The sequence below is a fragment of the Providencia sp. PROV033 genome (genome assembly GCF_028484855.1).
Taxonomy (GTDB): Bacteria; Pseudomonadota; Gammaproteobacteria; order Enterobacterales; family Enterobacteriaceae; genus Providencia; species Providencia alcalifaciens.
In genome coordinates this window covers 42,999-50,167 of the sequence record NZ_JAMPSW010000020.1, presented here as the reverse complement: position 1 = coordinate 50,167, position 7,169 = coordinate 42,999, and the positions used below count along the sequence as shown (strand labels likewise).

Sequence of the window (7,169 nt, the reverse complement as noted above, 5' to 3'; positions counted from 1 at the left end):
AAATAAATGCTACCAACGATTTTCAGCACGATATGAATTGCTGGATATAATAGTAAGAGTGCAGCAACGCCGAATGCAGACAAATAAAGAATTGACTGCATTCCAAGCATTATTCCTAATAATAATCCGATACTACGACGGAATCCGTAGTTAGCGGCACAAGAGGTCAACAACATATTGTTAGGGCCTGGCGTGACTGCGGCAATGAATAAAAACGTAAAAAGCGAAAAAATTAGCCCCAGAGTCATTTATACTATGTTCCTCAACCTAAATATGTTTACTTGCATCACAGAAAAATAACAGTATGTTATGTGACTCTCAAGCGTTCCCACTAAATAAAAAATAAGGCCATGTCAGAAAATTTCCGCCCTATGAGTTGGGCAAAAAATCCACACCTCCAAACCTTATTACCAAGGATCTTTCGGCGTACCCCGAAAATTGTCCCCACATGGCAGCGATTAGAATTGCCTGATGGTGATTTTATCGATCTTGCATGGAGCGAAAACCCAGAACAAGCAAGTAAAAAGCCTCGTTTAGTGATTTTTCACGGATTGGAAGGAAATTTTAAAAGCCCTTATGCCCATGGGATGTTAGAAAGCGCCCAAAAGCAAGGGTGGCTAGGCGTAATTATGCATTTTAGAGGGTGTAGCGGAGAACCTAATCGCCAAAAACGTATTTATCATTCCGGTGAAACCAGCGATGCTCGCTATTTTTTACATTGGTTGAAACAAACCTGGGGGGATGCTCCAACTGCAGCAGTCGGTTACTCTCTTGGCGGTAATATGTTAGCCTGCTATTTAGCAGAGAATGGTGAGAATGCCGAATTGGATGCGGGGGTTGTTGTCTCTGCACCACTCATGCTAGAAGCCTGTTCCATCAAAATGGAAAAAGGTATTTCTCAACTATATCAGCGCTACCTACTTAACGGGTTAAAACGCAATGCAACGCGCAAGTTGGTACGCTACCCCGGCTCGCTTCCGCTTAATTTATTGCAACTTAAGCAGCTTAAACGTATTCGCGAATTTGATGATGTCATTACTGCGCGCATCCACGGCTTTGATGATGCGGCGGATTATTATCAAAAATGCAGTGCGCTACCTAAATTATCACAGATTACAAAACCCACACTGATAATCCACGCCAAAGATGACCCATTTATGGCGCCGGAAGTGGTACCAGATTTAAGCCATTTACCTGCAAATATTGAATACCAAATGACGGAACATGGTGGGCATGTTGGATTTGTCGGTGGCAGTTTTAGAAAGCCGCAAATGTGGTTGGAAACACGTATTCCGTTGTGGTTAACATCGTATTTGAATGAGCAAAAATCATGATTATTCCGTGGAAAGATCTCGCGCCTGAAACTCTAGAAAATCTCATCGAAAGTTATGTTTTACGCGAAGGCACCGATTATGGCACCCATGAGAAAAGCTTGCAGGATAAAGTGAATGACGTGAAACGGCAGTTAGTTTCTGGCGAAATTGTGCTAGTCTGGTCTGAGTTACATGAATCGGTAAATTTCATGCCTAATAACCAGTTTCGCCCGTAGCGCTGTTTCTCAAAAATAGTGGTCATGGCGTAAAACAGGGAGTCCACTATGTCAAAGAAGCATCCGATTATTGCAGTGACGGGTTCGAGTGGCGCAGGAACAACCTCAACGAGCCAAGCATTTCGTAAGATATTCCATCAATTAAATATCCGCCCTGCGACCCTTGAAGGGGATAGTTTTCATCGCTATACCCGCCCTGAAATGGATATGGCTATCCGTAAAGCCCGCGAACAAGGACGCCATATTAGTTATTTCGGTCCTGAAGCCAATGATTTTTCTCTACTTGAACAAACCTTAATTGACTACGCGACAACCGGTTATGGGCAGTCTCGTAAATACCTCCATACCTACGATGAAGCCGTGCCTTATGGGTTACAACCCGGTACTTTTACGCCGTGGGAGCCACTGCCATCCAATACCGACGTGTTATTCTATGAAGGGTTACATGGTGGTATTGTCACGCCAGAACACGATGTGGCACAACATGTTGATTTGCTGGTTGGCGTTGTACCTATCGTCAACCTTGAATGGATTCAAAAGCTTATTCGTGACACCACCGAACGGGGGCATTCTCGGGAAGCTGTGATGGATTCCGTAGTCCGTTCAATGGGAGATTATATTAACTATATTACGCCACAATTCTCTCGTACCCATATTAACTTCCAGCGCGTTCCGACGGTTGATACCTCTAATCCTTTTTCAGCAAAAGCGATTCCCTCACAGGACGAAAGTTTTATTGTGATTCGTTTCAGGGGATTAGAGCAGATTGATTTTCCCTATTTATTATCCATGCTAAATGGTTCGTTTATTTCAGCAATGAACACCATTGTGGTGCCGGGTGGGAAATTAGGTCTCGCAATGGAGCTGATTATGATGCCATTAGTGGAAAAACTCATGAAACAGCGTAATGGGTAGCTCAGCATTATAATTAAATAGATTAATGATAAGATGCTTATCGATAATAAAGATAAGCATCTGAATATAAAACACGATTATACGTTTTTAATTTCGAAGCTATGAGTCACATTCACCGTTTTTTCTAACATGATTGCGACGGAGCAATATTTTTCCGCAGAGAGTTGGACGGCGCGTTCAACGACTTTGTCTGTTAATTCACGACCAGTGACAATAAAATGTAAATTGATATCAGTGAAGTAGCGAGGCGCTTCTTCGCGGCGCTGTGACGTTAATTTCACTTCACAATCAAGAATATCCTGACGACCTTTTTGAATGATGGAAACAACGTCAATCGCACTACATCCACCCGCCGCCATTAAAACCATCTCCATTGGGCTGGGCGCTTTATCCCCTGCATTACCATCCATCATAATTTGGTGACCTGATGCTGACTCACCTAAAAAAGAGAGTCCTTCTACCCACTTTACGCGTGCTTCCATTTTTATTCCTCTCAAAAAATAGTGATGTTTATCGCCTCATTGTTCCATATATCTAGACAATGTTATATCAGCATTATTAGGCTGAAGCGATACAGGGAAGACATTCGACATTGGATATGATACAAACAATGCTTAGTTGATAGGATTAAGATCAAAACTCAACGTTTCAATTGATTATATTATACAATTGATATTAATTTGCATTGGTCCATAGCAGCATTAATAATAGGCATCAATGTGACTTAATATGCTAAGCTAGACACTTTAAAGTCAGCCTTTCCCTACTTTTCGAAAGGTTGCAATAACATACAGAGGATAACGCTAATGGTTCTCGGCAAGCCACAAACAGACCCTACTCTTGAATGGTTTTTGTCACACTGCCATATTCATAAGTATCCATCCAAGAGCACTCTGATCCATCAGGGTGAAAAAGCAGAAACCCTTTACTACATTGTTAAAGGTTCAGTGGCTGTTTTAATCAAAGATGAAGAAGGCAAAGAAATGATTCTCTCTTATTTAAATCAGGGAGACTTCATTGGCGAACTTGGGTTATTTGAAGAAGGACAGGAACGTACTGCATGGGTTCGCGCAAAAGTTGCTTGCGAAGTCGCTGAAATTTCCTATAAGAAATTCCGTCAGCTGATTCAAGTCAACCCAGATATCCTGATGCGTCTTTCTGCGCAAATGGCGAATCGCTTGCAAACCACTTCCGAAAAAGTAGGTAACCTTGCATTCTTAGACGTTACTGGTCGTATTGCTCAAACATTGTTAAATTTAGCAAAACAACCTGATGCGATGACTCACCCTGATGGCATGCAAATTAAAATTACCCGTCAGGAAATTGGTCAAATCGTCGGTTGTTCCCGTGAAACAGTGGGTCGTATTTTAAAAATGCTGGAAGACCAAAATTTAATCTCCGCGCATGGTAAAACAATTGTTGTCTACGGCACACGATAATTTATTTTTCCGTCTAGCTTATTAGCTGGACTCTGAATAAAAAGGGTTTGTATCAGTGATATAAACCCTTTTTTATACATGTCAGTAATATAACCTTTTAGCCTGAACAAAAAATAACCGCGCTTTTTGATATTATAGAAAACATTCTTCTATATAGAATACTGAATAGTTAGCCAATAATTATTTAGGATTTCATTCATGATACACATTAATAATCTAAGCCATGCAGAGTCTCTTCAGCATTTAGAGAAATACCAAAAACGCTGTATTAACACTTTCTTGAAAAAGCAGGCTTTTTTCGAACATTTAGATGCGGCAAATCGCTCAACAACAAAATGCCCCGCATTAGCGAAAAAGCCGCTGGAAAAAGTCAACAATTTGCCTCAAACACGTTTTGTATCTTCATTGAGTATTGGTCGTTTAGTTCCTAATAGCCAACCTACCCAGCATGTTTCTAAGCCGAAGGTAGCGGTTATGTTTGGTACTCATTCAAACAAAAACATTGATACCCATTCAATTGAATTTAATAAGAGCTTCGCATTCTTTAAGGATCTTACGAACAAATAGCATTCCAAATTTTTGCCATATGTAGCACCTTAATGAATATGCCACACTTTTGCCTAACCGCTATTTGTTAGGCCTTTTTTATCAATTAGTTAATTATCTAAAGTCGTTTTTTTATATTGCAAGTACATATTACTGAATAAACTAGCCTCATTTTTACATTATCAAGGTGAGGTATCATATGCCCATGTCATTCCCAAAAATTCGATGTGACACCAGTTCCGCACTCAAACTCTATATCCAAAAAACCAACCAAGGTTCATTAAGTTCTGAGACTAAAATTTCATTAATTGCCAATCAAATTGCTAAAATAAAAAGTCGTCATGATTTTTTTAATTTAAAAAATCATGAAACAGAATTAAAAGACCAAAACACCACTCACGATTTTATTATGACCACAATGGATGATGCATCATGGGATGATGAGTCATTTGAATCCTGTGAACAGTTGCCTGCTTGGAAACAAGAAATTTATGATGATTTTGCATCAAATAAATTTAAAAAATGGGATAAACAAACTAAACCATTAATCCATAATCATTACGATGGCACGGTATTTGCTCAATATTTTAATGCTAAAGAAGAACAGCATGAAAATAGCCTCCCCCCCACGCAAACACCGTCTGACACAGCCACACCACAAATATCCCAGCCTCCAGCCATTGCATTATCTCGAAAATTAAAAACAGTGAAACAAGAAAAGAAACAGCTCAATACAACAGTAAAACCGACGGTATTCCGTACAGATGGCACTCCGGTGAGCGCAAAACAACAATTAGCATCCAGTGACCGACTATCTAAGCATAAATCGTCGAATTTAACGCTGGTAAACTTAACAAAAAATAGTCAGAAAGAGCACGTTACCCGACATACACCAAAATCGACGATCAAACCTGTTCGTAATGTGATATCAAAAACAACACACACCAGAATGAATTCAGCCAGTGAAAAAACTCGAGCTTCAACATCATTCAATCCGATATTAGAAGAGAGAAATATTCCAAATGAATTTTCTTATAAAAAACCGGAAAGCCCGGCAATACAGGAGACAAAATCTACGTCCCTAACGATAAAAACGAAGAAAATTAATGGCAATTTTATCGGACTTTACACATCAGGAAGTACAGTCAAGTCGACAACTGACATGACGAAAAATAGGAGCACTGAAAATCAGTCAATAAAGAAAAATATCTCGTCGAAAAAAACCTTCAACTCTCGATTAGAACAAGAAAAATCAATTAATCGATTACAAAATCATCGAACTCAACAACCCATAATGTCGCAGTTACAAGATGGATTTGTTATGAATATCAACAAAGAAATGGTAAGAAATGCACAGCAAATAAAAGCATTGAAGACCGATATTGCCGTGAAAAAATAGAACGCAGAAATTATCAAACAAAGAATAGCAGCCCGAAAATAAGTCTAAAGCTCAAAGAGGTATCACTCTCTTTGAGCTTTGAGTTAATTATTCAGCCAATAGCTTTTCTATTGCTGCCGTCAGTTTCGCCATCCCACTGTTAATCTCTTCCTCAGAAATAATCAGTGATGGTGTGAAGCGCAACACGTTGGCTCCTGCACTGAGCATCATCAACCCTTCTGCTGCACTGGCTTGTAACACATCTTTCGAGCGATTCAGTAATTTACCTTTGAGCTCTGCACCAATTAATAAGCCCATTCCACGAATTTCAGCAAAAATTCCATATTGGTCATTTAGCTTATTTAGGTGTGCGATAAATAACTCACGGCGTTTTGCAACACCCTCAAGCACTTCATCTGTATTGATAATATCGAATGCTGCATTACCGACTGCACATGCTAGTGGGTTTCCACCGTATGTCGTACCGTGAGAACCTACTTCCATCGTTTGTGCAATATCTTCAGTGGTGATCATCGCACTGATTGGAAAGCCGCCACCGAGCGCTTTGGCAGTGGTTAAAATATCAGGTGTCACATCGTAATGCATATAAGAGAATAGCTTCCCTGTACGCCCCATACCGCTTTGTACTTCATCAAAAATAAGCAATGCATTATTTTCATCGCAAAGTTGACGTACTCCTTGCAGGAATTCTAGAGTTGCAGGTGTCACCCCACCTTCTCCTTGAACGGGTTCCAGCACGACTGCACACGTGTTTTCATCGATAACCGCTTTGACGGCATCAAGGTCATTGAAAGGCACATGAATAATATCTGCAGGCTTTGGGCCAAAACCATCTGCATATTTTGCTTGCCCGCCAACTGACACCGTAAATAATGTTCTGCCATGGAAAGCTTGCTTAAATGCAATGATCTTCGTTTTATATGGGCTATATTTGGTGATGGCATATCGACGCGCTAGCTTAAATGCGGCTTCATTTGCTTCAGAACCTGAATTAACAAAAAACGCGCGGTCTGCAAACGTTGCTTTCGTTAATTTTTGAGCCAGTTTTAGCGCCTGTTCATTCGTAAAAACATTACTCACGTGCCACAGTTTTTCGCTTTGGTCACGCACGGCCGCAACTAGACTCGGATGACAATGACCTAGCGCTAAAACCGCAATCCCGCCTGCATAATCAATATATTCTTTACCTTGCTGATCCCAAACGCGGCTCCCTTCGCCTTTAACTGGAATAAATTCAGCTGGCGAAAAAATAGGTAGCATAACCTGATCGAAAGTTTGCCGATTGACTGCTTGTTGTTCTGACATACCCCTCACCTGCTCT

General features: G+C 40.4%; 9 protein-coding genes. 6 read left to right on the top strand and 3 right to left on the bottom strand.

Features of this window, described 5'->3' with window-relative positions; genetic code table 11:
- Window positions 1-248, bottom strand: a 248-nt coding sequence (locus tag PSF16_RS05605; RefSeq protein ID WP_272688936.1) for a LysE family translocator, incomplete at its 3' end; no start/stop codon positions are given.
- A gap of 102 nt (window positions 249-350) precedes the next feature.
- On the opposite strand from PSF16_RS05605, the gene PSF16_RS05600 reads away from it, so the two are divergent.
- From PSF16_RS05600 to PSF16_RS05590, 3 genes are read left to right on the top strand one after another with little or no spacing between them, the layout of a single operon-like run.
- Window positions 351-1,334 carry a hydrolase gene (locus tag PSF16_RS05600; RefSeq protein ID WP_006663029.1) on the top strand — a complete coding sequence of 328 codons (984 nt, stop codon included), beginning with the start codon at window positions 351-353 and terminating at the stop codon, window positions 1,332-1,334.
- Complete coding sequence (locus tag PSF16_RS05595; RefSeq protein ID WP_006659547.1) at window positions 1,331-1,549, top strand: YheU family protein; 219 nt, start codon at window positions 1,331-1,333, stop codon at window positions 1,547-1,549. Before PSF16_RS05600 ends, PSF16_RS05595 begins: the two co-directional genes overlap by 4 nt.
- A 48-nt stretch (window positions 1,550-1,597) precedes the next feature.
- A complete protein-coding gene (locus PSF16_RS05590) occupies window positions 1,598-2,464 on the top strand; it encodes a phosphoribulokinase (protein WP_006663030.1) in 867 nt (288 codons plus the stop codon).
- A gap of 77 nt (window positions 2,465-2,541) precedes the next feature.
- Here the strand turns inward: PSF16_RS05590 and PSF16_RS05585 are convergent, their stop codons facing one another.
- Complete coding sequence (locus PSF16_RS05585) at window positions 2,542-2,946, bottom strand: OsmC family protein (protein ID WP_006663031.1); 405 nt, start codon at window positions 2,944-2,946, stop codon at window positions 2,542-2,544.
- 324 nt (window positions 2,947-3,270) lie between these two features.
- Between PSF16_RS05585 and crp the strand changes: the two genes are divergently transcribed.
- The 3 genes from crp to PSF16_RS05570 all read left to right on the top strand — a co-directional run bounded on the left by crp (window position 3,271) and on the right by PSF16_RS05570 (window position 5,848).
- Complete coding sequence (gene crp, locus PSF16_RS05580; protein ID WP_006659550.1) at window positions 3,271-3,903, top strand: cAMP-activated global transcriptional regulator CRP; 633 nt, start codon at window positions 3,271-3,273, stop codon at window positions 3,901-3,903.
- A gap of 198 nt (window positions 3,904-4,101) precedes the next feature.
- On the top strand, window positions 4,102-4,470 hold the full coding sequence (locus PSF16_RS05575; RefSeq protein WP_272688935.1) for a hypothetical protein: 369 nt from the start codon (window positions 4,102-4,104) through the stop codon (window positions 4,468-4,470).
- Window positions 4,471-4,654: 184 nt separating this feature from the next.
- Window positions 4,655-5,848: a hypothetical protein gene (locus tag PSF16_RS05570; RefSeq protein WP_272688934.1), complete on the top strand. Its 1,194-nt coding sequence runs from the start codon at window positions 4,655-4,657 to the stop codon at window positions 5,846-5,848.
- 87 nt (window positions 5,849-5,935) lie between these two features.
- Here the strand turns inward: PSF16_RS05570 and PSF16_RS05565 are convergent, their stop codons facing one another.
- Window positions 5,936-7,153, bottom strand: a complete 1,218-nt coding sequence (locus tag PSF16_RS05565; RefSeq protein WP_272688933.1) for an aspartate aminotransferase family protein — start codon at window positions 7,151-7,153, stop codon at window positions 5,936-5,938.
- Between the last annotated feature and the right edge of the window lie 16 nt (window positions 7,154-7,169).

What these genes read in the sequence shown, in the direction of transcription:
- PSF16_RS05585 (WP_006663031.1), bottom strand. Translation starts at nt 2,946, where the DNA reads ATGGAAGCACGCGTAAAGTGGGTAGAAGGACTCTCTTTTTTAGGTGAG.
- PSF16_RS05600 (WP_006663029.1), top strand. Translation starts at nt 351, where the DNA reads ATGTCAGAAAATTTCCGCCCTATGAGTTGGGCAAAAAATCCACACCTC.
- PSF16_RS05595 (WP_006659547.1), top strand. Translation starts at nt 1,331, where the DNA reads ATGATTATTCCGTGGAAAGATCTCGCGCCTGAAACTCTAGAAAATCTC.
- PSF16_RS05565 (WP_272688933.1), bottom strand. Translation starts at nt 7,153, where the DNA reads ATGTCAGAACAACAAGCAGTCAATCGGCAAACTTTCGATCAGGTTATG.
- PSF16_RS05575 (WP_272688935.1), top strand. Translation starts at nt 4,102, where the DNA reads ATGATACACATTAATAATCTAAGCCATGCAGAGTCTCTTCAGCATTTA.
- PSF16_RS05590 (WP_006663030.1), top strand. Translation starts at nt 1,598, where the DNA reads ATGTCAAAGAAGCATCCGATTATTGCAGTGACGGGTTCGAGTGGCGCA.
- PSF16_RS05570 (WP_272688934.1), top strand. Translation starts at nt 4,655, where the DNA reads ATGTCATTCCCAAAAATTCGATGTGACACCAGTTCCGCACTCAAACTC.
- crp (WP_006659550.1), top strand. Translation starts at nt 3,271, where the DNA reads ATGGTTCTCGGCAAGCCACAAACAGACCCTACTCTTGAATGGTTTTTG.